At 71.7% G+C, this 26,648-nt stretch carries 27 protein-coding genes; 9 read left to right on the top strand and 18 right to left on the bottom strand.

Annotated features, from left to right (window positions below; all coding sequences use genetic code 11):
• The first annotated feature begins 147 nt into the window (after positions 1-147).
• Complete coding sequence (locus tag ACZ32T_RS09825; protein WP_467366166.1) at positions 148-2,910, top strand: LuxR C-terminal-related transcriptional regulator; 2,763 nt, start codon at positions 148-150, stop codon at positions 2,908-2,910.
• A 227-nt stretch (positions 2,911-3,137) separates the two neighbouring features.
• Complete coding sequence (locus ACZ32T_RS09820; protein ID WP_467366164.1) at positions 3,138-5,936, top strand: glycosyl hydrolase; 2,799 nt, start codon at positions 3,138-3,140, stop codon at positions 5,934-5,936.
• A gap of 25 nt (positions 5,937-5,961) precedes the next feature.
• On the opposite strand, the gene ACZ32T_RS09815 is transcribed toward ACZ32T_RS09820, so the two are convergent.
• Entirely contained in the window at positions 5,962-6,801 is an 840-nt protein-coding gene (locus ACZ32T_RS09815) for a hypothetical protein (RefSeq protein WP_467366307.1), read from the bottom strand.
• Positions 6,802-7,244: 443 nt separating this feature from the next.
• Between ACZ32T_RS09815 and ACZ32T_RS09810 the strand changes: the two genes are divergently transcribed.
• On the top strand, positions 7,245-7,820 hold the full coding sequence (locus ACZ32T_RS09810; RefSeq protein ID WP_467273055.1) for a hypothetical protein: 576 nt from the start codon (positions 7,245-7,247) through the stop codon (positions 7,818-7,820).
• A 57-nt stretch (positions 7,821-7,877) separates the two neighbouring features.
• On the opposite strand, the gene ACZ32T_RS09805 is transcribed toward ACZ32T_RS09810, so the two are convergent.
• A complete protein-coding gene (locus ACZ32T_RS09805; RefSeq protein WP_467273056.1) occupies positions 7,878-8,528 on the bottom strand; it encodes a TetR/AcrR family transcriptional regulator in 651 nt (216 codons plus the stop codon).
• Between the two features lie 58 nt (positions 8,529-8,586).
• Here ACZ32T_RS09805 and ACZ32T_RS09800 point away from each other — a divergent pair, with 58 nt between their 5' ends.
• Positions 8,587-9,540: an NAD(P)-dependent alcohol dehydrogenase gene (locus ACZ32T_RS09800; RefSeq protein ID WP_467366162.1), complete on the top strand. Its 954-nt coding sequence runs from the start codon at positions 8,587-8,589 to the stop codon at positions 9,538-9,540.
• Between the two features lie 12 nt (positions 9,541-9,552).
• On the opposite strand, the gene ACZ32T_RS09795 is transcribed toward ACZ32T_RS09800, so the two are convergent.
• From ACZ32T_RS09795 to ACZ32T_RS09780, 4 genes are all read right to left on the bottom strand, one after another.
• Positions 9,553-10,206 (bottom strand): response regulator transcription factor, encoded by a 654-nt coding sequence (locus ACZ32T_RS09795; protein ID WP_467273058.1) that lies wholly within the window; start codon positions 10,204-10,206, stop codon positions 9,553-9,555.
• Positions 10,207-10,293: 87 nt separating this feature from the next.
• On the bottom strand, positions 10,294-11,946 hold the full coding sequence (locus ACZ32T_RS09790) for a sensor histidine kinase (RefSeq protein WP_467273069.1): 1,653 nt from the start codon (positions 11,944-11,946) through the stop codon (positions 10,294-10,296).
• 204 nt (positions 11,947-12,150) lie between these two features.
• Entirely contained in the window at positions 12,151-12,417 is a 267-nt protein-coding gene (locus ACZ32T_RS09785; RefSeq protein ID WP_467366160.1) for a DUF397 domain-containing protein, read from the bottom strand.
• Positions 12,398-13,240, bottom strand: coding sequence for a helix-turn-helix domain-containing protein (locus ACZ32T_RS09780; RefSeq protein ID WP_467366158.1), 843 nt, complete (start codon positions 13,238-13,240; stop codon positions 12,398-12,400). The genes ACZ32T_RS09785 and ACZ32T_RS09780 overlap by 20 nt, the downstream gene beginning before the upstream one ends.
• A gap of 157 nt (positions 13,241-13,397) precedes the next feature.
• Between ACZ32T_RS09780 and ACZ32T_RS09775 the strand changes: the two genes are divergently transcribed.
• Both ACZ32T_RS09775 and ACZ32T_RS09770 read left to right on the top strand, forming a co-directional pair.
• Positions 13,398-13,598 carry a hypothetical protein gene (locus ACZ32T_RS09775; protein ID WP_356707922.1) on the top strand — a complete coding sequence of 67 codons (201 nt, stop codon included), beginning with the start codon at positions 13,398-13,400 and terminating at the stop codon, positions 13,596-13,598.
• Positions 13,588-13,821, top strand: a complete 234-nt coding sequence (locus tag ACZ32T_RS09770; protein ID WP_467273062.1) for a hypothetical protein — start codon at positions 13,588-13,590, stop codon at positions 13,819-13,821. The genes ACZ32T_RS09775 and ACZ32T_RS09770 overlap by 11 nt, the downstream gene beginning before the upstream one ends.
• On the opposite strand, the gene ACZ32T_RS09765 is transcribed toward ACZ32T_RS09770, so the two are convergent.
• Complete coding sequence (locus ACZ32T_RS09765; RefSeq protein ID WP_467366156.1) at positions 13,796-14,800, bottom strand: hypothetical protein; 1,005 nt, start codon at positions 14,798-14,800, stop codon at positions 13,796-13,798. The genes ACZ32T_RS09770 and ACZ32T_RS09765 overlap by 26 nt on opposite strands.
• Positions 14,801-15,061: 261 nt before the next feature.
• Here ACZ32T_RS09765 and ACZ32T_RS09760 point away from each other — a divergent pair, with 261 nt between their 5' ends.
• On the top strand, positions 15,062-15,667 hold the full coding sequence (locus tag ACZ32T_RS09760; RefSeq protein WP_467366154.1) for a Uma2 family endonuclease: 606 nt from the start codon (positions 15,062-15,064) through the stop codon (positions 15,665-15,667).
• 66 nt (positions 15,668-15,733) lie between these two features.
• On the opposite strand, the gene ACZ32T_RS09755 is transcribed toward ACZ32T_RS09760, so the two are convergent.
• The 5 genes from ACZ32T_RS09755 to ACZ32T_RS09735 form a co-directional block, all read right to left on the bottom strand.
• On the bottom strand, positions 15,734-16,087 hold the full coding sequence (locus ACZ32T_RS09755; protein ID WP_467273065.1) for a PRC-barrel domain containing protein: 354 nt from the start codon (positions 16,085-16,087) through the stop codon (positions 15,734-15,736).
• 191 nt (positions 16,088-16,278) lie between these two features.
• Positions 16,279-16,449 carry a DUF5670 family protein gene (locus ACZ32T_RS09750; RefSeq protein WP_031093367.1) on the bottom strand — a complete coding sequence of 57 codons (171 nt, stop codon included), beginning with the start codon at positions 16,447-16,449 and terminating at the stop codon, positions 16,279-16,281.
• A 138-nt stretch (positions 16,450-16,587) separates the two neighbouring features.
• Positions 16,588-18,099, bottom strand: a complete 1,512-nt coding sequence (locus tag ACZ32T_RS09745; RefSeq protein ID WP_467366152.1) for a PTS transporter subunit EIIC — start codon at positions 18,097-18,099, stop codon at positions 16,588-16,590.
• Between the two features lie 35 nt (positions 18,100-18,134).
• Entirely contained in the window at positions 18,135-19,103 is a 969-nt protein-coding gene (gene murQ / locus ACZ32T_RS09740) for an N-acetylmuramic acid 6-phosphate etherase (protein WP_467270103.1), read from the bottom strand.
• A gap of 70 nt (positions 19,104-19,173) precedes the next feature.
• A complete protein-coding gene (locus tag ACZ32T_RS09735; protein WP_467270105.1) occupies positions 19,174-20,091 on the bottom strand; it encodes a MurR/RpiR family transcriptional regulator in 918 nt (305 codons plus the stop codon).
• A gap of 103 nt (positions 20,092-20,194) precedes the next feature.
• Between ACZ32T_RS09735 and ACZ32T_RS09730 the strand changes: the two genes are divergently transcribed.
• Both ACZ32T_RS09730 and ACZ32T_RS09725 read left to right on the top strand, forming a co-directional pair.
• Complete coding sequence (locus ACZ32T_RS09730) at positions 20,195-20,563, top strand: hypothetical protein (protein ID WP_467270107.1); 369 nt, start codon at positions 20,195-20,197, stop codon at positions 20,561-20,563.
• Complete coding sequence (locus tag ACZ32T_RS09725; RefSeq protein ID WP_467270109.1) at positions 20,560-20,832, top strand: DUF4031 domain-containing protein; 273 nt, start codon at positions 20,560-20,562, stop codon at positions 20,830-20,832. Before ACZ32T_RS09730 ends, ACZ32T_RS09725 begins: the two co-directional genes overlap by 4 nt.
• Here ACZ32T_RS09725 and ACZ32T_RS09720 read toward each other — a convergent pair.
• From ACZ32T_RS09720 to ACZ32T_RS09695, 6 genes are all read right to left on the bottom strand, one after another.
• Entirely contained in the window at positions 20,783-22,018 is a 1,236-nt protein-coding gene (locus ACZ32T_RS09720; RefSeq protein WP_467366305.1) for a Cmx/CmrA family chloramphenicol efflux MFS transporter, read from the bottom strand. The two genes, ACZ32T_RS09725 and ACZ32T_RS09720, sit on opposite strands and share 50 nt — an antisense overlap.
• An 88-nt stretch (positions 22,019-22,106) precedes the next feature.
• Entirely contained in the window at positions 22,107-22,775 is a 669-nt protein-coding gene (locus tag ACZ32T_RS09715) for an HD domain-containing protein (protein WP_467366150.1), read from the bottom strand.
• Positions 22,776-22,825: 50 nt separating this feature from the next.
• On the bottom strand, positions 22,826-23,866 hold the full coding sequence (locus ACZ32T_RS09710) for a DUF2891 domain-containing protein (RefSeq protein WP_467366148.1): 1,041 nt from the start codon (positions 23,864-23,866) through the stop codon (positions 22,826-22,828).
• A 62-nt stretch (positions 23,867-23,928) separates the two neighbouring features.
• Complete coding sequence (locus tag ACZ32T_RS09705) at positions 23,929-24,897, bottom strand: DUF979 domain-containing protein (RefSeq protein ID WP_467270115.1); 969 nt, start codon at positions 24,895-24,897, stop codon at positions 23,929-23,931.
• The gene (locus tag ACZ32T_RS09700) at positions 24,894-25,625 is read right to left on the bottom strand and encodes a DUF969 domain-containing protein (RefSeq protein ID WP_319331030.1); all 732 of its coding nucleotides are present in this window, start codon (positions 25,623-25,625) and stop codon (positions 24,894-24,896) included. The genes ACZ32T_RS09705 and ACZ32T_RS09700 overlap by 4 nt, the downstream gene beginning before the upstream one ends.
• A gap of 195 nt (positions 25,626-25,820) precedes the next feature.
• Positions 25,821-26,546, bottom strand: coding sequence for a GntR family transcriptional regulator (locus ACZ32T_RS09695; protein WP_467270117.1), 726 nt, complete (start codon positions 26,544-26,546; stop codon positions 25,821-25,823).
• Positions 26,547-26,648: the final 102 nt, after the last annotated feature.

Below are 26,648 nucleotides of genomic sequence, written 5' to 3'. Positions count from 1 at the left end.
CGATGCACATCCCGCCGTGAGACACGACACACCAGGGGGCAGAGAAGCGGGCAGAAAAATTGCCCTGTGGGTCATATCACGCCACCCGGGCGCGCGCCGGTGCCTCTCACAGTGCGACGGCGCGCACCATCTTCTCAGGAGGCCTGGATGATCAATGCGCTGCGCGAACGCGACGACGCACACACACTGTTGGCGGCCGGCACCGAGCGTGCCCTCCGTGGCGTGGGCGGCCTCGTCCTGCTGCGCGGTGCGACCGGCACCGGCCGCACCGCCGTGCTGGAGGCCGCCGCCGCACAGGCCGCGGAACGCGGCATGCGCGTGCTGCGTGCGCGTTGTTCCCCGGAGGACGACGCCATGCCCCTCTCGACCGTGGGGCGGCTTCTCGGCCACGTTCCGGAGTACGCGGGCATGCCGTCCTCCGATTACCACCGCAGAGCCGCCCGGTTGTGGGAGTTGCTGGGCTCGTCGGCGGCGCGGTCCCCCTTGTTGCTCGCCGTGGACGACGTCCATCTGGCGGACCGTTCCTCGCGCCGCTGGCTCGCCGAGGCCGCCGGCCACCTGGACCGGATGCCGGTGCTGATCGTGGCCACCGAGCGGAGCCAGTACGACATCGACCCCCAGCCCGCCGGTCTCACCCACGCGCTCTCCGCCTCCTTCGTCCGCACGCACACCCTGGCCCCCCTCACCGACGAGGCGTCCGCGGAGATGCTGCGAGCGCACCTTCCCGACGCCGACCCGGAGTGGGCGGCGGAGTGCGTACGCGCCTCGGCGGGCCATCCGCTGCTGCTGCTCGCTCTGCTCGACGACCTGCGCGGCACTCCGCCGCTCCCCCTCCCGGACTCCTGCGCCGCCCTGTACCCGGGGGCGTATCCGGCGGCCGTCGCCTGGTGGCTGGACAGCGCCGGGACGGCGACCGCCGATGTGGCCCGGGCCCTCGCCGCGCTGGAGGAGGTGGGGACGCCGGACCCCGCCGGTGATCCGCCCGCCCTGCTCGCCGAGACCACCGGGGCCGACCCCGCCCGGGTCGCCGGCTGGCTCACCGCGATGACCCGGCTCGGACTGCTGCGCCCCGGCCCCGGCAGGCAGCCCCGCTATGCCCATCCGCTGTTGCGGGACGCGGTGCTCACCGGCTGGCCGACACCGCGACGGCGGGAGGTGCACCGGGCGGCCGCCGAAGCGCTGCTCGCCCGGGGCGGACGGGTCGAGGCGGTCGCCCGGCATCTGCTGCGTGCCCCCGTCGTCGGCAAGCCCTGGGTGCTGCGCGTCCTGCGGGACGCGGTCACGGTGGCCGTCGACGCCTCGCGGCCCGAGGCCGCCGTCGGATATCTGCGCCGGGCGCTCGACGAACCGCTGTCCGACGCCCGCAGGCAGCGCCTGCTGACCGAACTGGGCTCCCTGGAATACCACTCGGCGGACGCCGGAGCCGCGATATCGCGGCTGGCGGAGGCCCTGCACCTGGAGGGCGAGCCCCGCGACCGGGTGCACACGGCCATCGCGCTGGGCACCGCCCTCGCCGGTCAGGGCGAGGTCCGTACGGCGATGGGGATGCTGCGCCGGACCGAGGCGGGACTGGCGGGTCACCCCGGGCTGGCCCGCACCGTGCAGACCGCCACCGCCATCCTGTCCGACCACGACCAGATCCAGCGTCAGGAGGCTTACGGATGGCTGGGCGAGACGGCCGCGCGCTCCCCTGAGCTGCTCGGCACCGCAGGACGGGCGCTGCTCGTGCGACATGCGGCGACGGCCGGACTGGTCTCGGCACAGGACGCGATGAAACAGATGCACACCCTGCTCGCCGAACCCGCCGACCCGTCCGCCGAGCCGTTCCTGCTGGGCACGGCGGCGGCCGTCGCCCAGTGGGCGGACGAACTCGACGAGGCGGAAAGGCTCGTGGAGCGCGGCATGGCCCTGCAGAGCTGTTCCCTGCTGCACCCCATGCACCGCGCCCTGGCCAGCACCCGGGCCGACATCGCCGCCGCCCGGGGCGACCAGGCCGCGCTGCTCGCCCACGCCGGGGCGCCGCGCTGCACACCGGCCGACGCGGGGCCGGGCAACATCGACGCCCATGTGCTGATGGCGCTCGTGCACGCGGACCGCACCGACGAGGCACAGCTGCTCGCCGCGGAGTTCGACCTGCGCCGGGCGCCGGACTCCTGGGAGCTGAACCGTTTCCTGTACGCCCGGGGCGTGCTGCGGGCCGCCGTGGGCGACTCGGCGGGAGCGCTCACCGACTGGCTGGAGTGCGGCAGGCGCCAGCTGGCGCGTGAGGTGGTCAGCCCGGTCGTCACACCGTGGCGTACCGCCGTCGCGGAGCACGGCCTGATGTCGGGGAGGGCAGGGGAGGCCGTGGAGCTGGCGGAGGAGGAACTGCGGCTGGCCGAGGTGTGGAACACCCCGCGCACGGTCGGCCGCGCCCTGCGGGTGCTGGGCACCGTGACCGGTGGCCGGCGCGGCCTGGAACTGGCCGGGGAAGCCGTCCGGATCTTACGAGGCGCACCGGCCGACACCGACATGGAGCTGATCCCGGCGCTCCTCGCGCAGGGCCGTCAGCTCATCGGCGCGGGGGAGCGCTCCCGTGCCCGTGACTCCCTGCGCGAGGCCTCGGAACGGGCGGAACGCAAGGGCGCTGTACGCTTCCACGCCCTGGCCGCCTCGGCGCTGCGCGAGGGAGGCGCCCGCCATCACTCCTCGCCCCGCACCGGGTCCGCCGCTCTGACGCCGAGTGAACGACGCGTCGCCGAACTGGCCGCGGCCGGCCGCACCAACGCGGAGATAGCCGGGCTGCTGCACCTGGCCCGGCGCACGGTGGAGACCCACCTCACCCACGTCTACCGCAAGCTGCGGATACGGCGCAGGTCCGAGCTCTCCGGCGCGCTGGGGGCGCGCGGCGAGGGGGTGAGGCGCCCGTAGCCGCCGCGCCCCCGCGCGTTCCCGGCCCGCCGCGCCCCCGCGTTCCCGGCCCGCCGCGCTCACAACCTGTGCCCGGAGCGCCGCGCCAGGCCCGCCCCCGGTCAAGACTCGAACGCACGGCCACGGTGGGTCACGCTCAACTCCCGCCTGTGTCAGCTCTATTGACACCACCCTTCAGGGCTTTTACGTTCCTGGGCACTGAGAGCGCTCTCAAGCATGCTCCCCCCATGACCGAGGTGCTGCCCATGCGAACCTCCCTCTCCAGACCAGCAGCGGCGACGATCCTGGCCATCGCCCTGGCCGCTGTGGGGCTCGGCCCCGCCGCGTCCCCGGCGGCGGCGGCCACCATCCCCGCAGGCTCCGGCAGCTACACCGACAGCCGCCCCGCCGGTACCTCCGGACCCACGACCAACACCGGTGCCCCCGTCACGCCCAAGCTCACGGCGGCGGCCAGGGACAAGCCGGTCCCGACCAACGACTGGTGGTCCTCGCTGGCCTACCAGCGTTACGGCGACAACCCGTACTCCACCCCGATGTACGGCCACCCGCTGACCTACCAGGCGACCTCCGGCGGACTGGAGGTCGGCTATCCGACCACGCCCGCGATCGTCGGCGACGGACGCCAGTACGAGTACGCGCACAAGGCCGACCTCACGGTCGGCCTCAGCGGTCTGAACTCCCCGGACACCAAGGCCGACGCGTGGTCCGACTGGACGGTCACCCCCTACTGGTCGGACGGCGCCCGCACCCTGCGCACGACCATCGGGCACGGCATGCCCTTCGTGTACGCCAAGGGCTCCGGTGGTGACGCCCGCGTCACCACGGCCGGCAACCCGACCGTCTTCGCGGACAACGGCAACGTCCTCGGCATCACGGTCGCGGGCCACCACTACGCCCTCTTCGCCCCGACCGGCAGCGACTGGAACGTCTCCGGCTCCACGATCACGGCGGGCCTCGGCGGCAAGGACTACTTCTCGCTCGCCGTGCTGCCGTCCACGGACGCGCTCGCGACCTACCGCAAGTACGCCTTCAGCTTCGTCACCGGATCCCAGGTGGCCTGGCAGTCCACCGGCGGAACGGTCAGGGCGACCTACAGCCTGACGACGGAGGCGAAGGAGGGCACCGAGCGCGGCACGCTCCAAGCCCTGTACCGCCACCAGTGGCTGCACACCACGGACGCGCTCACGCCGTACACGTACGTCTCCCCGCGAGGCACCATGAAGGTGCGGGAGTCCGCCTCCTTCACCACCAGCCAGAAGAACCAGGGCGTGCTCCCCGCCCTCCCCGCCTCCAGCGGGGTCGACAAGGCGAGGCTGACCGGATACCTCAACGAGGTGGCGAACGCCCCCGACCCCTTCTCCGGGGCCGGTGACACCTACTGGACCGGCAAGGCGCTCGGCCGCCTCGCCCAACTGGTGCCCGTGGCCGACCAGATCGGCCAGACCGGCACAAGGGACAAGCTCCTCGGCCTGATGAAGGGCCGTCTCCAGGAGTGGTTCACGGCGGGCGGGGCCAGTGAGTTCAGCTACGACAAGGACTGGAAGACGCTCACCGGCTACCCGGCCTCGTACGGCAGTGACACCGAGCTCAACGACCACCACTTCCACTACAGCTACTACGTGTACGCGGCGGCGATCGTCGCCCAGTACGACCAGGCGTGGGCCGCCGACTCCGCCTGGGGCACCATGGTGAAGACCCTGGTCAGGGACGCGGCGAACCCCAGCCGCACGGACTCCGCGTACCCGTTCCTGCGCGGCTTCGACGTGTACGCGGGCCACAGCTGGGCCTCAGGCCACCAGGGCTTCGCGGCGGGCAACAACCAGGAGTCCTCCTCCGAGTCGGTCAACCTCAGCGCCGGACTCGTCCTGTGGGGCTCCGCGACGGGTGACACCGGGCTGCGCGACCTCGGCAGCTTCCTGCTGACCACCGAGTCGGAGGCGATCACGCAGTACTGGTTCGACGCCGACCAGCAGGTCTTCCCCGGCTCCTTCGGCCATGACACGGTCGGCATGGTCTGGGGCAGCGGCGGGGCGTACTCCACCTGGTGGACCGCGAACCCGGAGGAGATCCACGGCATCAACGTCCTCCCGGTCACGGGCGGCTCGCTGCACCTGGCCCGTGAGAAGGAGGCCATCAGGCGGAACATCGCGGAGATGCAGCGGGAGAACGGCGGCCCGGCCGTCGAATGGCGTGACCTCCTCTGGGAGTTCGAGTCGCTCGCCGACCCGGCGGCGGCCAAGGCCAAGTGGGACGCGGGCAACGCGGGCTACGGTCCGGAGCAGGGCGAGTCCAAGGCGCACACCTACCACTGGATCAGCACGCTCGACAGTCTGGGCGCGCCCGACATGACCGTCAGCGGGGACATCCCGACCTCCGCCGTCTTCACGAAGAACGGCGTCCGGACGTACAGCGCCCACAACCACGGCTCCACCGCCCGCACCGTCACCTTCTCCGACGGCAAGACCCTCTCCGTCCCGGCCCGCTCCACGGCCACCGGCACGGGCACCGGCGGCGGGGACCCCGACCCGGAGGAGCCGGGACCGTCCACCGGCAACACCTTCCGGCTGAAGTCCGGCGGCATCCTCACCACCGCCACGGACGGCGCGGCGGGGGCCGACACGCTGGCCTCGGCCGACGGCGTCAACCGGGACGGCACGCCGTACCGGCCGACGGTCTACGAGATCAAGAAGGTCGACGGGACGCTCGCGTCGGGCGCGTCCACCTCCTTCCGCCTGCGGGTCGACGCGGGGACGAAGGTGGGGCTCGCCCCGCAGGTCAGGGTCAGTTACGACCTCACCGGCGACGGCACCTTCGACCGGACGGAGACCTTCCGCTACTTCGCGACCGACCCGGTCACGGGGTGGGAGGAGTACACCCAGGCCGTGGGCTCCAGGTCGGTGACCGGAAGCCTGGGCGCGCTCAGAGGCGGAACGGTCCGCGTGGAGATCTGGAGCGCGCTGGGCAGCGGCACGTCCCAGGTGCAGACCGGCACGGACGCGGCGGTCGTGAAGATCCCCTACGTCTAGAGGCGGCCCGGGTCCGGCGTGCGCGTCAGCGCCGGACCCGTACGCCCCGGGCGTGGCCGGTCCGCTCCGGCCGGGGGACGAGTCCGGCCCGGACCGCCGCGACCCGCCGGCGTACGTCGTCGGTGGGTACGGCGCCGGGAGGGCCCGCCGGTCCTTGGGCGGCCTCGCCCCGGCACGGTGCGCAGAGGCCGCCCGCCAGCGCTTCCGGGCTGCCCGGCGCACGGCACTCGCCGCACTCCAGGGTGAGCAGCGCGGTCCGCCGCTCCGGGGCCGGCCGGTGCGGGGGGAGCTTGTCGGTGAGCCGCCTGCGAAGCAGCGAGGCCGCGTGATGGACCGGCGAGGGCAGCCCGTCGGTCAGGGCGTGCAGCAGCTCCGGCTCCGTGGCACCCCGCGCGAACCACTCGCTGACCTGCGACTCCAGGCTCGCGCACTCCGCTGCCGAGAGGCTCAGCGCGGGAGCCGTGCGCCCCAGGGCGGCCAGCAGGACGAACGCCCGGCTACGGGTGGGCTGTTGCCTCTCCTGCGGTACGTCGCCCCGGATGAACGCCGCCCACCAGTCGTCGTCGCGCGCGGTCCGGGAGAAGAAGGTCCGGGTCACCCAGAGCATGACCTCGTCGGTGGCGACGCACTCGCGGCCCCGGCGCAGATGCCCGGCCGCCTGGAGCCTGTTGAGCGCGGTCCGCAGGGCGCACTGTCCGTACGGAAGCACCTTGGCCAGGGTCTTCACGGAGATGTCGGAGCCGTCCGGAAGCCGGTCGATGTAGGCGGCGACGGCGGCCTCGCGGGGCGGCAGGTGCGAGAAGTCGCGCTCGCCGCGCGGGCGCTGGTCCGTGGCGGAACGCTTGCCGTAACCGGGGTTCGCCATCGGGTGCGGGGCCACGTGTGCGGTGTGAGGGGCAGCACTAAGGTGGTCGACAGCCATCAGATCGGTTCCACTTCCGTCGATCTCGTTGGTCAGACCCCTGTCCGGTGTTGGCGCACCGACGGGGGTCGTTTGGTTGTTGGCACGCTAGAGCGTGGCGACGGTCCGTGGCAAGTCGGTCACACCTGGTCAACACCGCAGGCGAGGAGGGTGGGTGGGTGGGAACAGATCCTTCCTCCCATTCCTCTGAAAGAGCGCTCGGGGCCCAGGGCTTGAGCCCCGGAGTCAATGCCGGGGACGTGTGGCCTCGATCGGATGATCTCCGCCGCGGGGTCGGGCGTGGCGCGGTGCGAGATCGCCAGGATGACCGGTGACGGCGCCCTGACCAGCAGTTCCTGGGGACAGGGGCACTCGCATGCCGTCGACCTGACCCAGTGGGAGCGACCATGGCGAACGAGCTGAAGTACGGCGACAAGATCCACCTGCAGAACGGCTACAACAGCTGGGCGGGCGGTTACCTCGACACAAACGGCCACAGCAGCGACTCCGGCGGCAAGTACGCCGTGTCGACCGCCGATTCACCCACTCGCGGTGAGGGGACCGGCACCTGGGAGATCCTCTCGCCGACCGGCAAGGCGGTCGGTGCGACGGTGGTCAGCGGAGACGTGATCCAGCTGCGCAACCTCTACGGTGGGGACGGCGGCTACCTCGACACCAACGGCCACGCCTCGGCGGACCAGCGCAACGCGGGTGCCAAGTTCAACGTCTCGACCTCCAAGGACCAGGACCGTGCGCCCGGCTCCGGCACCGGACGCTGGCGCATCACCGCACGGAGGTCCACGCCCGCCGACCAGAACATCCGTCCCGGTGACGTCATCCACCTGTGGAACCTCTACGCCGACAACGGCGGGTTCCTGGAGACCAACGGCGCCGGCCCGGCCGGTGGCAAGTACGACGTCTGCACCAACGCCTACTCCAACCGTGCCGCGGACGTGGCGGACTGGAAGGTTCAGCGTCCGTAGCCGACGGAAGGCTCCAACGGTTCGGCCCGGACGCGCCGCGTGCGGGCCCGTGGCTCCTCAGCCGCCCGCCCCGTGGATTCGTCGGAGGTCCAGCCGGGCGGGCGGGGGCAGGGCGGCGGGCGATCCGGCCCGGAAGGACTGGAGCAGGTAGGCGGTCAGCCGCCGGGACGCGGCGGCGGCCTCCTCGCCCGCGCCGACCGTGGCCCCGCAGTTCGCGAGCAGCAGCAGGGTGATGTCGCTCAGGTCGAAGTCCTCGCGCAAGGCGCCCGCCTCCTTGGCCCGCCGGACCAGCAGGGCCAGACGTTCCTCGGCGCGGGTGCGCTCCAGGGCGAAATCCGCCTGGCCGGGGAACTCCGCGAGGAACGCCTGCGTGAAGCCCCGGTCCACCGACTGCATCAGACAGACCTGCTCGATCACCGTGCAGAAGCCGCGCCAGGGGTCCGGGTCCGCCAGCCCCTCGTCGAGCACGGACACGCAGTGGGTGAGCTCCTCCGCGAAGGCCTCCGTCACGAGCGCGTCGCGCGTGGGGAAGCGCCGGTACAGCGTGGCGACCCCGACACCGGCCCGCCGGGCGACCGCCGCCACGGGGACGTCGATGCCCTGCTCGGCGAACGCCTCGCGCGCCGCCCGGAGGATCCGCTCCCGGTTCTCCCTGGCATCGGCGCGCAGGCCTTCGCCGACCGGCTTGTGAGAGGTCTGATCAGGCATGTTTCTCACTTTAAGCCAAATGGAGGGGGCCATCCACTTACGCGCTTAGCCTGGGGGCATGAACGACATGCGCGCGGCGCTCTACGACAGCTACGGCCCTCCCGAAGTGCTCTACGTCGGCAAGGTCCCGGTACCGGCACTCCGTCAGGGCGAGGTGCTGGTCCGCGTCCACGCGGCGAGCGTCAACGGCGGTGAGCTCCACGGCCGCGCCGGACGCGTCCGCCTGGTGACCGGCCGCACCTTCCCCCAGCGCACCGGGCTCGACTTCGCCGGCGAGGTCGCCGAGGTGGACCCGGCCGTCACCGGCCTGCGCCCCGGCGCCCGGGTGTGGGGCGTCCTGCCCCGCACCTTCGGCAGCGCGGCCGAATACGTCGCCGTACGCCCCCGGAACCTCGCGTACGCCCCCGAGAACCTCGGCCTCGTCGAGGCCGCCTCCCTCCCCGTCGGCACGACGGCCATCACCGCCCTCCGGACCAAGGCACGGCTGAAGGCGGGCGAGCGCCTGCTCGTACGCGGCGCCGCCGGGGGAGTCGGCAGCATCGCCGTCCAGCTCGGCAAGGCCCTCGGCGCCCACGTCACGGGCCTCGCGGGCACGAAGAACCTCGATCTCGTCCGGGAGCTGGGCGCGGACGAGGCTCACGGCTACGCGACCACCGGACCGTCCGACCTGGGCCACTTCGACGTCATCATGGACACCGTCGGCACCGAACTCCGGGCCTTCCGGGGCCGGCTGGCACCCGGAGGCCGCATGGTCTCCATCGCCTTCGACCTCGACCACATCGCCGCGAGCCTCGGCTACATGCTGGCCTCGACCGCCCACGGCCGGGGACGCGTCCGCTTCTTCAGCGGCAACCCGGGCCACGACCTGCTCGCCGAACTCACCCGCTACGCGGAGAGCGGCGCGATCCGCCCGGTCGTGGACACCGTCCACCCGCTCTCCGGAATCGCCGCCGCCCACCGGGCCCTGGAGGCCGGCGGCGTACGGGGCAAGCATGTGATCCAGGTGGTCTGAGGGCCCCGGCACTCACACGCCGAGGCCGGCGTCCCGCGCCAGCAGCGCGGCCTGCACCCTGTTCTCGCACTCCAGCTTGGCGAGGATGCGGCTCACATACGCCTTCACCGTCGCCTCGCTCATGTGGATCCGCTGACCCGCGTCCGCGTTGGAGAGGCCCTCGCCGAGCAGGGCCAGGACGTCACGCTCGCGGCTGGTCAGCTTCTCCAGCCTGCGACGGGCGTCCTCCGCCCGCTGCGTGGTGCCTCCCGAGGCCAGCGAGTCCACGACATGCCGCGTGGCACCGGGCGAGAGATACGCCTCCCCGCCCGCCGCCGCCCGCACCGCCCGCATCAGCTCCGCGGGCGCCGAGTCCTTCAGCAGAAAGCCCGCGCTGCCCCCGGTCAGGGCACGCAGCACGTTCTGCCGCTCCCCGAACGTCGTCAGGATCAGCACCCTCACCTGAGGAGCCGCCCGGCCCAGCTCGGTCAGGGCCGTCAGCCCGTCCATCACCGGCATCTGGATGTCCATCAGCGCGACGTCCACCCGCTGCGACCGCGCGAGCTCGACCGCCTCACGGCCGTCCGCCGCCTCGGCGACGACGTCGATGTCGTCGGCCGACGAGAGGATCATCCGGATGCCCGCCCGGATCAGCGGCTCGTCATCCGCCACAAGAACCCTGATCACGACTCTCCTGAGCGGTTCTGATCGGTCAACTCCGCGGACATGGGGCCATCATCCCCGATCACCCCGCCCGCCGGGGCCCGTGGTCCCTCAGCCCGCCTCGAAGGACTTCTTCTCGATCAGCTTGCCGTCCTTGAAGCAGAACCGGAAGACCGGGTCGGCGGCCAGGCTGGACCCGATCTCCGTGGAGAGCAGGGTGAGGCACGTCGCGCCGTCCGGCTCCGGGGGTGCACCGTCGCCAGGACCCGTGTTCATGAACGATTCCCCGCTGGGCAGTTCGTCGCGCACGGACCGCTCCGACTGGCCGACCGTCACCGCGTCGTACTGCTTGGGCTCGATCATCGCCTTGTCCGCCTCCCGTACGAGGAAGACCCCCGCCACGACCACCGCGATCACGAGCACGACGGCGACCAGAGCCGCCACCCCGCAGCCGATGGCTATTCCGTTGCCCCTCTTGGTCCTGTTCACTGCCTTGGCCAACTCCTTCGGGAGACCGTTCCAGTCGATGACCGGATCACTCTCACCCGCGGGGCCCGCCGGCTTCTGCGCCCGAAAGTCGTCCGGCGGAGCGACGAACGTCTTCCTCCCGTCACCGGGCGACGTGTACGGCAGCACGCCGGCCAGCCGGAACCCGCCGTCAGCCGTGGGACCCGCGTGCACCATGCCCCCGACGAGCCGGGCCCGCTCCTCAAGACCGGTAAGGCCCTGGCCCCCGCTCGCCACCCTCCCGCGCACCTGTTCCGGCACCGGACCGTTGGCGACCTCCACGACCAGCGAGTCCGGCTCGTACCGGAGGCCGATGGTGATCGTCGCGCCCGGGGCGTGCTTGTGGGCGTTGGTCAGACCCTCCTGGACCACGCGGTACGCCGCGTGGTCGGCGGTCGTCGCGAGCGGGCGCACCTCGCCCGAGCGCCGGATCTCCACGGCCGCGCCCGCCTTCCGGGACGTCTCGGCCAGGCTGTCGACGCCCCCCACACCACGTGCCGGCGCGCCGGGGTCCTCGCCCTGGGCGCCGCCCCCGGCGGGCGGGGTGTCCGCGCCGTCGCGCAGCACGCCCACCACGTCGCGCAGTTCGTGCATCGCGGCCACCGACGCCTCACGCAGCACCCCGACGGCCTCACGCTGCTGTCCGGTCAGCTCCCGGTCCACCTCCAGCGCCCCGGTGTGCACCGCGATCAGCGCGAGCTGGTGGCCGAGGCTGTCGTGCATGTCCTGCGCGATGCGCTGACGCTCCAGCATCCTGGCCTGCCCGACGAGCATCGTGCGCTCGCGCAGGAGTTGGGCGTTGTACTCGTGGAGGGTGTCGGTCAGCGTCCGGCGCTGCGACCAGTAGCGCCCCGCGAGCCCCGGGACGATGATCGCGACTAGGATGAACATCCCGGCGACGGTCAGCAGCGACCACGACGCGTGGGACTCCCACGCGGCGGTCAGGCCGAGGCTGAGACCGTAGGCAAGCGCGAACACGGCGCATGCCCTGCCGAGACCGTCGATCCGCCGCCCCGCCGACCAGGCGACGACGAGGAGCAGCGGCGCGAAACCGAAGAACGGCGCGGAGCCGGCCGCCGCAGTCAGCAGCACGGTGGCGGGCAGCCCACGGCGCAGGACCGACAACAGCCCGGCCAGCAGCCCGACTCCGAGGGCCTGCGCAAGGCTCTGGTCGTCCAGCAGCCCGGCGCCCACCCCCAGCACCGCGAGCGTCAGGCTCAGGAAGACCTCACCCACGATGCGTTGGGCAGGCCACATCCCTGGCGCGAGGAGGGCCCGCCCGGGCACGGCCGACCAGGACGCCGCCCGCGTCCTCACCGTCGGTGCCAGGGGGGAGGGATCTGCGGGGGCCATCGAATCAACACGAGTCACGCGCCCACCGTAGGGACCTCCGCCCCGGCACCGCTGTAGCCGTTGGTCGCGACGGCGGACGACGAAAGTCGTTCCCTCTTCCCGGCCGGCTCAGCCGTGCTTCAGGCCGGCGACGAAGGTGGACCACGCGGCGGCCCGGAACACGAGGGCCGGTCCGTCCGTGACCTTGGAGTCCCGGACGGGGACGACGTGGGGGAGACCGTCGGCTACCTCCAGGCAGTTGCCGCCGTCGCCGCCGCTGTAGGTCGACTTGCGCCAGGTGGCGACCTCCAGGCAGTCACCGCCGTCGCCGCCGCTGTACGAGGACTTGTGCCAGGTCGCCGTGTTCAGGTCGTAGTCAGAGCTGCTGATCTTCATGGGAGTAATCCTCCGCCACGGTTTCCATCAGGGCCAGGGATGCTTCCGGTGACAATGCGCTGGCCACCACCAGATCGTAAGTCAGCTCGTGGTGCCGGACGGTGGCCGGATCGTCCTGCAACCTCCCTGTCCCCAGCCCCTCGAGGTAGGCGAGCGTGGGGGCGTCCTGGAAGGACATCAGCTTGAGAGACCCCTGCAGCGCCGTGTGAGCACCCGCGGAGAAAGGCAGGACCTGCAAGATCGCCCGGTGGCGGTGGGCGAGGTCCAGCATGTGCCGCAACGCTCCAGCCATCACAGCGCGGCCACCCGACTCGCGGCGCAGGACCGCTTCGTCGAGGACCACCCAAACCAGAGGCGTTGTTGGATCTGTCAGCAACTGCGCCCGCTCAAGGCGCGCCGCCACCAGTTCGTCGATCACGTCCTCGGTCGCGGTCGGCTGGTAGGCCCGGAACACGGCACGCGCGTACGCCTCGGTCTGCAACAGCCCCGGGATCAGGAGGGGCGCGTACTCCTTGATGGTGATCGCTTCCCGCTCAGCCTCCGCCGCTTCCGCGAAGTGGTCCGGGTACTTGGACTTCTGCAGGGCCGCGCAGTGCCGTTCGAAGAACCCGTCCGCGCCCAGCACCTCGTCCAGCTTCTGCGCCTGGTCCACCTGCATGCGCCGCGTACCGGCCTCCAGCTGGCCGATGAAGGAGCCGCTGACGAACAGCGGCGCCCCCAGCTCGTCCTGCGACAGGCCCGCCGCCTCTCTCCGGTGGCGGAGTTCGGCGCCGAGGAGCGCGCGGGGTGAGGACGACGGGTCGAGCTTCTTGGGTCCGGGCAAGGCGACTCCCTGTGACACATCTGCGGATGTTGGAACTGCGCCTCTTCCACGGTAGCGATGAATTGGACACGCTGTGTATGCATAGCCACTACTCAGCGTGGAAATGGGGAAGATCATGATGACGGCTACGGAACGGCGCAGAGAAGCAGCGGGCAGAGTGCGGGCTGCGGAGGACGCGGTGGAGCGGCTACGGGCCGGGCTGGCGGGGGTCGGTGTGAAGCTGCCGTCGCTGCGGATCGACCCGGTCTCGTGCGCGGGCGACGAGCCGACCCCGCTCGTCGACCTCGGCCGGTGCTCGCTGGAGACGGCCATGCGGCTGAGTGTGCAGTTGGAAGCGGCGGCGGCTCATGACAGTTGAAGGACTGGAGCCGTGTACGCCGGAGCCCGGGACGTTCGCGGTGGACGGCCGGGACGGCCGGGTGGGCCGGGTGATGGGCCGCGTCGGCCCGTACGTCCAACTGCGCCCGCCGGGCGGTGGCGCGGAGTGGGACTGCCCGCCGGAGGCCGTGCGGACGGCCCCGCCGGGGCTCGTGCTGCGGGCACGGGTGCGGGAGATCAACCGGGAGGGGCGGCTGCCGTGAGGCCGCCCGCCGGCTGCCGCTCCCTGGCCTGGACGAGCCGCTGCTGGAGCACCGCGAGGACGGCGTGCGCCGGCGGAAGGGCCAGGGCGCCGGTGAGCAGCAGGGCGACGGCGATCGGGACGAGGAGCCCGACGACGTACGCGGCGTAGGTGTTGTCCGGGCCCCACTCCAGGAAGACGTGGACCGTGCCGGAGCGCAGGGGCCGGGCGGCGAGGTGGAGCAGGACGTACATGCCGACGGTGAGCACGCCCAGGGGGAGCGCGAAGGCCGTGGTCCGGAACAAGGCGGAGGCCCGGCCCCACACGAGCGACCAGGAGCGGCGCATAGCGGCCCAGGGCCCGAGGCCCTCCGTCGCGGCGGTTGCCGGTGCGAGGGTCCAGCCGAGCCGGAGCACCAGGGCGATCGCCATGCCCAGCAGGGGCGGACCGTAGCGCAGCACCTCGTACAGGTTGGGGTACTCCCACTTCGGGACGAGCACGGTGTGCTCCCTGAACAGGGTGGTGGTGAAGGTCTCCTCCACCAGGACCCCGAGCACGACCGGGGCCCACACGAGGACTCCGCGCAGCGCGTACACGCCCAGGACCGAGCGGAAGCGGCCGCGTCCCGGGCCGGCCGCCGCCCGTTGGATGGCGGCGCACGCCACATGCAGCAGGAGTATCAGGAACGGCAGGCAGGCGAGGAGGGTGAGCCACATGTCCTGCACCCGGCTGCCGTCGGGGGCGTAGGAGTCCTCGTTGATGCGGGCCCGGACCGCGCCCAGGCGTATCTCGGTGAAGGTGGGCCACACGACGAGGAACGCCACGACCGTCACCGCCAGGCCCCCCAGCGCGGCCAGCCCGGTCACGCGCGCCGTCACTCCGAACAGCGGGCGCCCGTCACGGCGCAGGACGCCGAACACGGTGCGGACGACGCCGGGCCGTGGCCCGTGCCCGCCCTCCTCCGCGCGCGGTTCCTCGGCCGTGGTGGGACCCTTCGTCACGCTTTCCGCCTTTCGCCGTCCAGATGGGCGCTGCCGGGTGATCAGCGTCTGCACACTGAGATGCGGATGAACGGTCGCCCGGTTCTCCGGCCGAGACGGAATCGGCAGCTCCTGGGGGAAGGGCATCGCCGCGACGCGACGACACCTGCGACGAGGTCGGTGCGGGCCTCACCCGATCGTGGGACGCTGGACGGAGCGGCTCACCGCCGCACGAGCGTCGATCCACGCTTCCACACCAGGCCACAGGAGAAAGGACCTGCGATGACCGCCGCGATGGTCGAAAGCGATCAGGGCTCCGAAGGCCGCCCGTGGGAGTACCTGCTGCGGACCTGGCAGGAACTGGACGTGCCCGAGGGGTGGCGCGCCGAGATCGACGAAGGGCAGATCGTCTTGGTACCGCCGCCTCACGCGCACCACAACGGCATCGCCGCGAGGGTGCAGCGCCGACTCTATGTGAGCCTCCCCGAGGAACTGGAGATCTACCAGACGCTCGGTGTGCACGTCGCGCCGCTCGACAAGCTGTACTTCCCGGACCTCGTTGTGATGCCGGCTGAGCTGATCGCAGCTGCCGACCCGGAGACCAGCGACCCGATGGACGCGTCGGAGGCGCTGCTGATCGTCGAGATCACGTCCAAGGGGAACGCCCGGGAGGACAGGACGAAGAAGTACCGCGCCTATGCGCGGGCAGGCGTTCCGATGTACTTGCTGATCGACCGCTTCGACACGCGAGGCGCGATGGTCACGCTGTTCACCGAGCCGAACGAGGACGGAACGTACAAGCGCTCCGACGCCGTGCCCTTCGGCAAGCCGCTCCCGCTGCCCGAGCCCTTCGACGTCACCCTGCTCACGGCGGACTTTCCGGGCTGAACAGCGGGGCCGGCTCCGTGATGGGAGCCGACCCCGCCTCTGGTCGTGGTGCGCTGTGCGTCGCGGTCACATGATGCGGTAGCTGTCGTAGTAGCCGCCGACCTGTGCGTGGTAACCCGGGTCGTTCGCGTGGTTGTGCTTGTCGAACACCGGGGAGTCCTTTATCTGATCCTTGGTCAGGTCGACGAAGATCGTCTTGTGCTCCGTGTCGATCCCCTTGACCGTGCCTGCCGGAAGCAGGACGGTCCGGCCGAAGATCCAGACCCCGGTGTCGACGACCAGGTACGACGAGCCCACCTCGTCGGAGTGCTTGTCGACCTTGCCGATGCTTCCGTCCGTCGCCTCGACCGAGAATCCGGTCAGGTCGGCGCCCGCGGTGTGACCGCTCGTGGGCTGATAGCCCCACAGGTTGTCGCTCATTACGGCTCCTTCCTCGACGGTCTCATTCGGTACGGCGAATCCCATCGTGATGAGGACGAGTGCCGCTCACTATTTCGGCTGCCCCTACTTTCCCGGCCCACACCCCGTGAATTGGACGGATCGCAGAAAAACGCGGGTGGCGCGGGACCCGAAGGTCCCGCGCCACCCGCGTCACTGCTGGTCAGGGCAGGCTACCAGCGGTACCACCGGCCCCGCTTGCCACCACCGGCTGCCGGGCGGACGAAGAATCCGATCAGCCAGACCACAAGCACGATCACGGCGATCCACCAGAGTGCCTTGAGGGCGAAACCGGCACCGAAAAGGATCAGGGCGAGCAGAAGAACGAGAAGCAGGGGAACCATTGTTATCAACCTCCGAGACCTCTGGTGCCCGGCAATCAATTGCCTACACATACGTGTTCGTGAGGAAAAAATCGCGGGCTTCTCGTGACCCCTCTCCGATGGCCCGGGGCGCGTCCCGGGCCATCGGAGACCCGTCGGTCAGACGCCTGCGGTCTCCTTCGCCGGGGAGCCGCCGGAGGCGGCGGCCGGGCCGGTGGCCGCGACCGTCGACGGGGCCGGTTCCTGGGAGACGTTGAACTCCTCCAGGAGGGCCCTGCTGAAGCCGAAGAAGTACGTCGCCACGAAGCCCGCGACGTAACCGACGAGCAGGCCGCCCGCGTAGATCGCGATCGTGGAGCCGAGGCCGTGGTTGCCGTCGAGGAGCGGGAACAGGGCCCAGCCGGACGGGCCGATGGCCGTCGACCCGACCGAGTCGCCGAGCTGGTTGAACAGGCCCACGAAGCCGCCGCCGAACGCGCCGCCCACACAGGCCGTGATGAAGGGGCGGCCCAGCGGGAGCGAGACGCCGTAGATCAGGGGTTCGCCGACGCCCAGGAGGCCCGCAGGCATGGCGGACCTGATCGTCTTGCGGATCGACTCGTTGCGGGGGAGGCGGAGGTAGACCGCCGCCGCCGCGCCGACCTGGCCGGCTCCGGCCATCGCGAGGATCGGGAGCAGGACCGTGAAGCCCTGCTGCTCGATGAGTGTGGTGTGGATGGGGATCAGGGCCTGGTGCAGGCCCAGCATCACCAGGGGCAGGAAGAAGCCGCCGAGCAGGAAGCCCGCGCCCGCGCCGCCCGTGGAGAGCAGCCAGTCGGCGAACGTGCCGATGGCGGTGGAGACCTCACCGGCCACGTACATCAGGCCGAAGATCGTGACGAGGCCGGAGATCAGGACCGTCAGGGTCGGGGTGACCAGGACGTCCAGCGCTTCCGGCACCCAGCGACGGCACCACTTCTCGACGTACACCGCGAGGACCGCGGCGCCCAGGGCGCCGAGGACGCCGCCCTGGCCGGGGGAGAGGGTCTGGCCGAAGGCGTCGATGTTCGCGACGCCGGGGAAGACGATGATCGCCGCGACCGCACCGCCGAGGATCGGCGTACCGCCGAACTCCTTCGCCGTGTTGTAGCCGACGAAGACCGCGATCAGAGCCATGAAGCCGGAGGCCATCGCCGCCAGGGCGGGGGTGACCGAGGGCAGCCAGCCGAGGTTCACCAGGAGGCCGTTGAGGCCGGCGATGATGCCGCAGCCGATCAGGGCGGGGATCAGCGGGACGAAGATGTTCGCGATCTTGCGCAGGAACAGCTTGAACGGGGTGGCGTTCTTCGCCTTCTGCTGCGCCTTGAGGGACGCGCCCTTGTCGGCGAGCTCCTCGGCCGTGGGGGCCGGGGCGGGAGTGCCGGACGCCCGGCCCTCCTCGACCAGCTGCTCGAACTCGGGGGTGACCCGGGCGACGGTGCCCGGGCCGAGGACGATCTGGTAGGTGTCGTCCTCGACCACGCCCATCACGGCGGGGACCGCCTTGAGGGCCTCGTCGTCGACGAGGGAACGGTCGTGCAGGCCCAGCCGGAGCCGGGTCATGCAGTGGGCGATCGAGCTGACGTTCGCGGCGCCACCGACAAGCGGCAGGATCGCGGCGGCAGTGGCGCGGTTCTTGTCTTCAGTAGCCATGGTGCGTGGTGCCTTGCTGTGCGGGGAGTGGTGCGTCAGGTGGTTCGGACGGCCGCGAGGGCGGCGCGGAGATGACCGTCGGAGTCGGCCAGGAGTGTGGCGGCGGTGGGGCCGTCGACCCCGCCGAGGATGGTGAGGATGGCGTTCTTCACCTCGCCGTCGGTGGCGGCGAGCGCCGCCTCGATCTCCTGGTCGGAGGCGCCGGTGGCGAGCGAGACGATCCGCCGGGAGCGGGCGCGCAGCTTCTCGTTGGAGGCACGCACGTCGACCATGAGGTTCCCGTACGTCTTGCCGAGCCGGATCATGGTGATCGTCGAGAGCATGTTCAGGACGAGCTTCTGTGCCGTGCCCGCCTTGAGGCGGGTGGAGCCGGTGAGGAGCTCGGGGCCGACGACGATCTCCAGGCCGTGTTCGGCCGCGGCGGCGAGCGCGGAGTCCGCGTTGCAGGAGAGGCCGATGGTGAGCGCGCCCTTGGCGCGGGCGTGCTCGACGGCCCCGATGGCGTACGGCGTGCGGCCGGAGGCGGAGATGCCGACCACGGTGTCGTCGGCGGTGAGGCCCAGCCCGTCGAGGTCGGCCGCGGCCAACTCCTTGCTGTCCTCGGCGCCCTCGACGGCCGTGACCATGGCGGAGGGACCGCCCGCGATCAGGCCGATGACCTCGGACGGGTCGGTGTTGAAGGTGGGCGGGCACTCGCTGGCGTCGAGCACACCGAGACGGCCCGCCGTGCCGGCGCCCGCGTAGATCAGCCGGCCGCCGCGCGCCATGCGCTCGGCGGTGGCGTCGATGGCCGCGGCGATCTGCGGCAGCTTCTCGGCCACGGCGGCGGGGACGGTGGTGTCCTCGCCGTTCATGATCCGCGCTATGTCCTGCGTGGGCAGCTGGTCGATCTCGGCGAGCTCGGGGCGGAACGCCTCGGTGGTGAGGGTGGCGAGCTGGGCGCGCAGTTCGCCGTAGCCGCCGGGGGTGTCGGCGTCGGTGCTGGGGTCGGTGGTGGAGGTCATGGACAGCGGCTCTGCTTTCTCGGGCTCGTACGGTTCGCGGGTGCGGGTGCGGGTGCGGGTGCTGCCGGGGTCAGCGGCTGCGGGGGGTGTGGCGGTGGGCGAGCGCCTCGTACGAAGCGGACAGTGCGGGTGCGGCCGTCTCGTACGTCTGCTGGGCGACCCCTATGAAGAGGCAGTCGACGACGAGGAGCTGGCTCGTGCGGCTCGACATGGCGGCGGGCCGCAGCTCGCTCTCCCGCGCGGTGGACGTGGTCAGGACGTGGTCGGCGTACTGCGAGACCGGTCCGTCGGGGCGCCCGGTGATCGCGATGGTCGTGGCGCCGCGGTCGAAGGCGACCCGGAGCGGCTCGATGACGTCGCCGGTGGAACCGGAGTGGGTGATCGCGATGGCCACATCGCCGGAGCGGAGCTGCACCGCGTTTGTCACGGCGAGGTGCGGGTCCATGTGGGCGTGGGCTATCAGGCCGATGCGGAGCAGCTTCTGGGCCAGGTCCTGGCCGACCAGCGAGGACGCGCCGACGCCGTAGACGTCGATGCGGCGAGCGGTCGCGGCGGCGGCCACGGCGGCTCCGAGCTGCACGGTGTCGAGGCCGGCCGCCGTGTCGGCGAGGGTCTGCTGCTCGTCGTAGGCGAGCTTCGTGACGACGTCGGCGATCGGGTCGTCGACCGCGATGTCGGCGGTGACGGCGGGCGCCCGGCCGGACTGCTGATGGGCGGCGAGGCCGGCGAGCGCGAGACGCAGGTCGCGGTAGCCGGGGTAGCCGAGGAGGCGGGCGGTGCGGACGACGGTCGCCTCGCTCGTGCCGGTGAGCTCGGCGAGACCGGTGACGGTGAGGGCGGCACACCCGGCCGGGTCCCCCGCGACCGCCTCGGCGACCCGCTGCATGGAACGGGTCATGGTCGGGGCGAGGGTGCGCACCTTGGCGGCGAGAGCCGCGGGGGCGGGCGGGGAGTCCGGGTTGAAACTTTCCTTCACGTCATTGGTCACATCTGAAAGATATTTTCAGTCGTGAATGCCGTCAACCCCCCTTTGGTCCCTACCTCTGAAGGATCAAGGCCGGGACCGTACGCCGCCGGGGGACAATGGAGCCATGGAGTTGAACAGCCTGGAACAGGAGCTGCACACCGCGCGTGCGCTGGTGATGGCCGACCTCGTCGCGGGCGACGTGGCCGAGGCCGGGATCGTCTCGATGGTCGAGGACGCGGTGGCCCACCGGCGGTGGTGGGTCGAACAGTGGCCCGAGGGTGTGTCCTTCGTCACGGGGCTCGTGGCGCAGGACGTCCAGGACGCGCTCCTGGAGGGGCACGGGCGCTGGCCGCTGTGCCCGGTCTGTACGGAGGGAGGGCCGCACGCCCTGGACGTCGAGCCGGAGCTCGGTCCCGATCCGCACTGGGTCTGCACGAAGGCGACGGTCTCCGTCGCCCCGGTCGGATCGCTCGCCGAGGTGCTCGGGCGGTGACCGTCTACATCGATCCGCCGACCTGGCCGGGCCACGGCCGCATGTGGTCGCACCTGGTCAGCGACGTGTCGTTCGAGGAGCTGCACGCCTTCGCCGCCACGATCGGCTGCCCGCCCCGCGCGTTCGAGCGCGACCACTACGACGTGCCCGAGGCGCGTTACGCGGACGCGGTGCGCGCCGGGGCGCTGGAGGTCGGCTCGAAGGAGATCGTGCGCCGGCTCACGGACGCGGGGCTGCGGAGGCCGAAGGGGCGTCCTGCGCCGGGATGACGTGCGCCGGTGTGCCCGTGGCGATGCGCCGGGACGGCTTGCCGTCGCCGCCCAGCCGCAGGGAGACCGTCACGGCCACCAGGCCGAGCAGCAGCATCGCGGCACCCGCCCAGGCCGTGGCCCGGAAGCCGAAGTCCGCGTCGATCACCGCGCCGCCCAGCCAGGGCCCGCTGGTGTTGCCCAGGTTGAACGCGGCGGTGGTCGTCGCGCCCGCCAGCGTGGGGGCCACCCCCGCCACGTTGAACATCCGGGCGTTGAGCGCCGGGGCCGTGTAGAACGCCGACAGCCCCAGCAGGAACGCCAGGACGACGACGGCGACCTGGTTCGACGCGAAGAGGGCCAGGGCCACCAGGAAGACCGTCGAGGCGCTGATGCCGCTCAGCAGCACACCGAAGAGGTGCGCGTCCGCGACCCGGCCGCCGATCGTCGTACCGATGATCGCGCCGAGCCCGAACAGCGCCAGCACCCACGGGACCCAGCCCGAACTCAGTCCCGCCACGTCGGTGAGCAGCGGCGCGAGGTAGCTGAACGCGCAGAACACGCCGCCGGCCGCGAGGGCGGTGATCACGATGGACAGCCACACCTGGCGGTCCCTGTAGATCGCGACTTCCTTCTTGAGCTGCGGCTTCTCGTCCGGCAGCGGAATGCGCGGGATGCGGGTGACGACCCCTACCAGCGCCACGGCGGACGCGGCGCCCACCGCCCAGAACGCCGAACGCCAGCCGAAGCTCTCCCCGAGGAAGGCGCCCAGCGGCACCCCGAGCACGTTGGCGATCGACAGCCCGCCGATCATCACGGCCATCGCCCTGGCCCGCGCGTTCACCGGCACCATCGCGATGGCGACCGCCGCGCCGACCGCCCAGAAGCCGGCGCACGCCAGCGCACTCACCACACGGGAGACGAACAGCACGTCGTACGTCGGCGCCAGCGCACCGGCGACCTGGCCCAGCCCGAAGACCGAGATCAGGGCGATGAGGGTCGTGCGGCGGGGCAGCCGCAGCGTGGCGACGGCCAGCAGCGGGGCGCCGACCACCATGCCGATCGCGAAGGCGGATATGAGGAGTCCCGCCTTCGGTATGGACACGTCCATGTCGTCGGCGATGGGCGGCAGCAGCCCGGACAGCATGAACTCGCTGGTGCCGAGGGCGAAGACGGACAGGCCGAGGATGTAGACGGCCATCGGCATACGGGAGCGGCTGGAAACAGAGTCGGGCATGACAGTGGCCAACAGTGCTTTCGGCCCTGTCATTCCCCCGTCTCGGTAAGTGAACGGCTCAGCGGGTGAGCAACTCCAGCTCCGTGGTCAGGTTCTGCCGGGCCCTCGGCTCCCATTCCGCCGTCCCGTGGGGCGTGCGGAACAGGCAGGGCAGATCCAGCAGCTGACGCAGGACGGCGGCCCGCCCCTCGCGGAACGCGTCGTCCGGGACGAAGCCGTACTCCTCCCGGACCTGCGCCGCGTACGCCGCGTACTCCTTGGGGGACGCCGCCAGGATCGCGAGGTCCGCGTCGCACAGCACCTCGCCGTTGGTGTCGCCGTCCGCCGGGTCGTGCGTGACGGTGAGCCGGACCAGCCGGGCGACCTCGGCCGTCGCCGCGTCGGGGAGACCGGCCTCGGGCAGGGCCCGCTCGGTGAGCGCCGCGCTGCGCTCCTCGTTCTCCGAGCGGTCGGGGCGGTACACCGCGTCGTGGAACCAGACGGCGAGGCGCACCAGGTCCGGGTCGGCGGCGTGGCCGGCCAGGGTGTCGACGCGGTCCAGGACCTGGGTGAGGTGAGCCGTGGTGTGGTAGCGCCGCTGGGGTTCGGCCCAGCGCGCGAGCAGGGCGTCGGCGTACGGCTCGGGGTCGGGCGCGAGGCCCGTCCCGCCGCGTGCGGCGAGCAGGGCATCGCGCCACCGGCCCCGGAGCGCGGAGGTGCCGGACGTGTCGGGGGCGCTGTCGCTCATACGCCGAGGGTAGGCCGTGCGCCCCGCGCGCACGGCTCAGCCCCTGCCGGTCAGTGACCAGGCGCCGTGTCCAGGGCCAGTGCGGCGTACGTCGCCAGCCAGTGGTCCGAGGAGAAGTCCCCGGAGGACACCGTCGGCAGGCCGAGCGCGAGATGGGCCTCGGCCGAGGCCAGGAGCGCGGTGCGGGCCGGGCCGTCCGGGAGGGCGCCTGCGATCGAACGGAGGGCGGCCGCCCGGCTCAGGGTGAGGCCGAGGAGGTGGCCGATCTGGGGGTCGGCGTGGTCGGAGACCACCGGCGGGTCGAGCAGCGTGGAGCCGGGCGTGGCGGACACCAGGTCCGGCAGGAACCCGGCGATCCAGGTACGGAACTCCGCCGTCGGCAGCACCCGCCGCATCGCGTCCGCCTCGGCCAGGGCGGGGGAGAGGAAGTCCTGGCCGGAGGGCTCCCAGTGGGCGGGCGCGTCGTGGTCGTCGGTGAACCAGGTCCGCAGCCGGTCCGCCGCCGCGTCGAGGACCGGTGCCGGCAGCCCGGCGGCCCCGCCCGCGTCGAGGACCAGGCCCAGACCGAACGCGCTGTTGTTGTGGACGCCGTGCCGGACCGGGTAGGTCGCCTTGGGCAGCCAGTCACCCAGCAGGTCGCCGACCGCTGCCACCCCGGGGGCCAGCGCCTCGGCCCAGCGGTCGCCGTCGGGCGTCCCGAGCGCCCGGCACTCACCGGCGAGCGCGATCAGCCAGGCCCATCCGTAGGGGCGCTCGAAGTGCGGCCGGCCGCGCAGGTAGGCCGCCTCGACGGCGATGTTCCCGGGGGTCAGATGGGTGTCGAGCACCTCACGGATACGGGTGGTGAGGGTGGCCGGGAGGTCGCCGGTGGTGGAGAAGCGGCGCATGATGCGGACCAGCAGCCAGTGCATGTGCACCGTGGAGTGCCAGTCGTAACCCCCGTAGAACGCGGGGTGCAGGGTGCGGGGCGCGACGAGTTCCTCGGGGCCGGCGTAGAGATGGGCGGGCGCGTTGGGGTATTCGCGTACGACGTTGGCGAGGGCCAGTTCCGCGAAGGGGACGGCGTACGCGGCGGGGAGCGCGGGGGACATCGGGGTCACTCCAGGGGGTGGTTCGGGTCAGAAGGCTCGGAGGTCTCGGAGGCTCGGAGATCTCAGAAGGCGAAGAGGGCCATGATCGCGACGTTGCAGACCAGCAGGGCCGCTGCCGTGGGGAGCTGGGCCTTGATCGGGCCGTACTGGTCCTTGAGTTCGAGGAGGGCCGCCGGGACGAGGTTGAAGTTGGCGGCCATCGGCGTGACGAGCGTGCCGCAGAAGCCGCACAGCATGCCGATCGCCAGGACGGCGGGGGCGTTGCCGTTCATCTGCTCGATGAGGACGGGCCAGCCGATCGCGGCGGTCATCACCGGGAACGCGGCGAAGGCGTTGCCCATGACGATGGTGAACAGCGCCATGCCGCAGCAGTAGACGGCCACGGCCACCACCCGCTGGCCGTCCGGCAGCACCGACTCGGTGATCCGTCCGACCTGTTCCCCGACACCCGCGGTCTGGAAGATCGAGCCGAGGACGGAGAGCAGCTGCGGGAGGAGCAGGGCCCAGCCCATCGATTCGAGCATGTTGCGCCCCGAGTGCAGCGGCACGGAGACCTTCCGCTCGCGCAGGAGCACCATGCCCACGGCCAGCGCGGCGATCGCGCCGACCCCGAGGCCGAGAATCGTCTCGGAGCCCGGTTCCAGGACCGGTTCGCCGCCGATCTTCCAGTTCTTCACGAGCGTCGCGCAGATCATCGCGACGACGGGGATGGTGAGAGCCGGGAGGAACAGCTTGTTGCCGAAGCGGGCGGCCGAGGCCGCACGCTTCTCGCGGGCCGGGGTGTGTGCCTCGCCCTTGCCGGTGAGGCCGAAGCCGCCCAGGACGATCAGGACCAGGACGACGACGCCCAGGGGTTCCGCGGGGAGCGACTTGTCGACGACCCCGGTGGAGTAGAAGAACGCGGCACCGAGCAGACCCCAGAAGCCGGCGGAGCCGAAGCGCTTGGGGTTGGTGCGGTCCACGGCCATCTGCGCGGCCATGACGAGGAACACCGCGCCGACCAGCCAGAAGAAGTACTCGGACTTGATCACTTGGCGTCCTCCGTCCGGAGCCCGGTGTGTGCCGTCAGGTCGTTCTCGGCGGCGGCGACGGCGAGTTCGCGCTCCAGCTGCCGGTCCAGGTTGAGCAGCCGTGCCCCGTGGATCAGGAAGGCGCAGATCGCGGAGGGGATCGCCCACATCGCCAGGTGCAGGGGCTCCAGGTGCTGGTCGTACGTGGAGTTCACGAAGCCGGTGATCAGCAGGATCGATCCGATGGCGAGGAAGCAGTCCTCACCGAAGAACACCCCGATGGTGTCGGCGCCGGACGCGTGCGAGCGGACCTTCTCCCGCAGCTTCTGCGGCAGCGGACCACCCGCCTTGGTCTCGGCGGCGGCCTCGGCCATCGGGGCGATCAGCGGACGCACGCTCTGCGCGGGGCCGCCGATGCTGGTGAGGCCGACGGCGGCGGTGAGCTGCCGGATCAGCAGATAGAGCGTCAGGAAACGGCCGGTGGTCAGCTTGCCGAGCCTGCCGATGAGCGTACGGGCCTGCTCCTGGAGCCCGTAGCGCTCCAGGAGCCCGATGACCGGCAGTGTGATGACGAAGACCGTCACGGAACGCGCGGAGGCGAAGCTCTCCCCGAAGGAGGCCAGTACCTCCTGCGGGGACATCTTGCCGAGCAGCCCCGTGACGATGCCTGCGACACCCACGACGAGGAGGGGATTGCGGCGGGTGGCGAATCCGAGGATCACCACGAGCACGCCGAGGAGAACGATCACGCGTCGGCCTTCTTCCGCGCAGAGACGTGACGGCGCACGGTCCTGCTCAGACGGGGGTTATTAGGCGAGACCTTAGGGCGTTGTTCAACAATCCCACAAGAGTGTGGACTACATGGATCGGAATCGGGTGGTACGGGAGAGAAAGGGGGCTTTCATGGGTGACGGACGGGGGCCGGAGCGGAGAACAATCCGGGACTACCGTTCGGTGAGCCGCTGCGCGTACGCCTCCGCCAGCTGGCGCCGGGAGTCCTCCAGGTAGAAGGCGAGCATCCGCTCCGCCCCGGCCGCGTCCCCCTTGGCCAGTCTGTCCGTGATCTCACGGTTGCGGGTGAGGTAGGGCTCGTGGAAGCGGCGGGGGTCGGCCATCACATGGAAGGCGAGCCGCAGCTCCGCCAGGACGTTGCGCATCAGTTCGTCGGTGCGGGGGCTGTTCGCCAGGCCGGCCAGCGCCTGGTGGAAGCGGATGTTGGCGGTGGAGCAGGCCGGCCAGTCATCGCGCAGGGCGGCCTGTTCGCCCGTCGACACCGCCGCCTCGACCGCCGCCAGGTCGAAGGGGGGCTCGCCCAGGGCCCGCAGGGCCGCGCACTCGACGAGGAGCCTCACTCGATAGATGTCGACCAGGTCGTCCACGGCCAGGACGCGGACGAAGACGCCCCGGTTGAGGCGGTGCTCCAGGAGCCGTTCGTGCGACAGGAGGCGGAACGCCTCGCGCAGCGTGTTGCGCGACACGGCCAGGGCGCCGCTGATGCTCTCCTCGGACAGGCGGCTGCCCGGCGGGAAGTAGCCTTCGGTGATCCGGTCCCGCAGGATGGCGGCGACCCGCTCGGCCGTGCCTGACCGCTCCAGGGAGGCGCTGTGGGCCGCCAGTTCCGAGAGGTCCGGGGTGCCGCCGGTCCGTCCGCCGCTCGTCGTCCCCGCCATGCCCCGCCCCTTGCCTGGTGTCCCGTCAGCTGTGTTCAGTGCCCAGTGAACCGTACGGGCGCCCCCGGCGGTGGACGGCCCCTTGTCAGATTGTTGAACAAT

The organism is Streptomyces sp. NPDC023573, assembly GCF_055559735.1.
The sequence above is the reverse complement of the archived record's forward strand: the minus strand, read 5'-3'. Positions and strand labels throughout refer to the sequence as shown.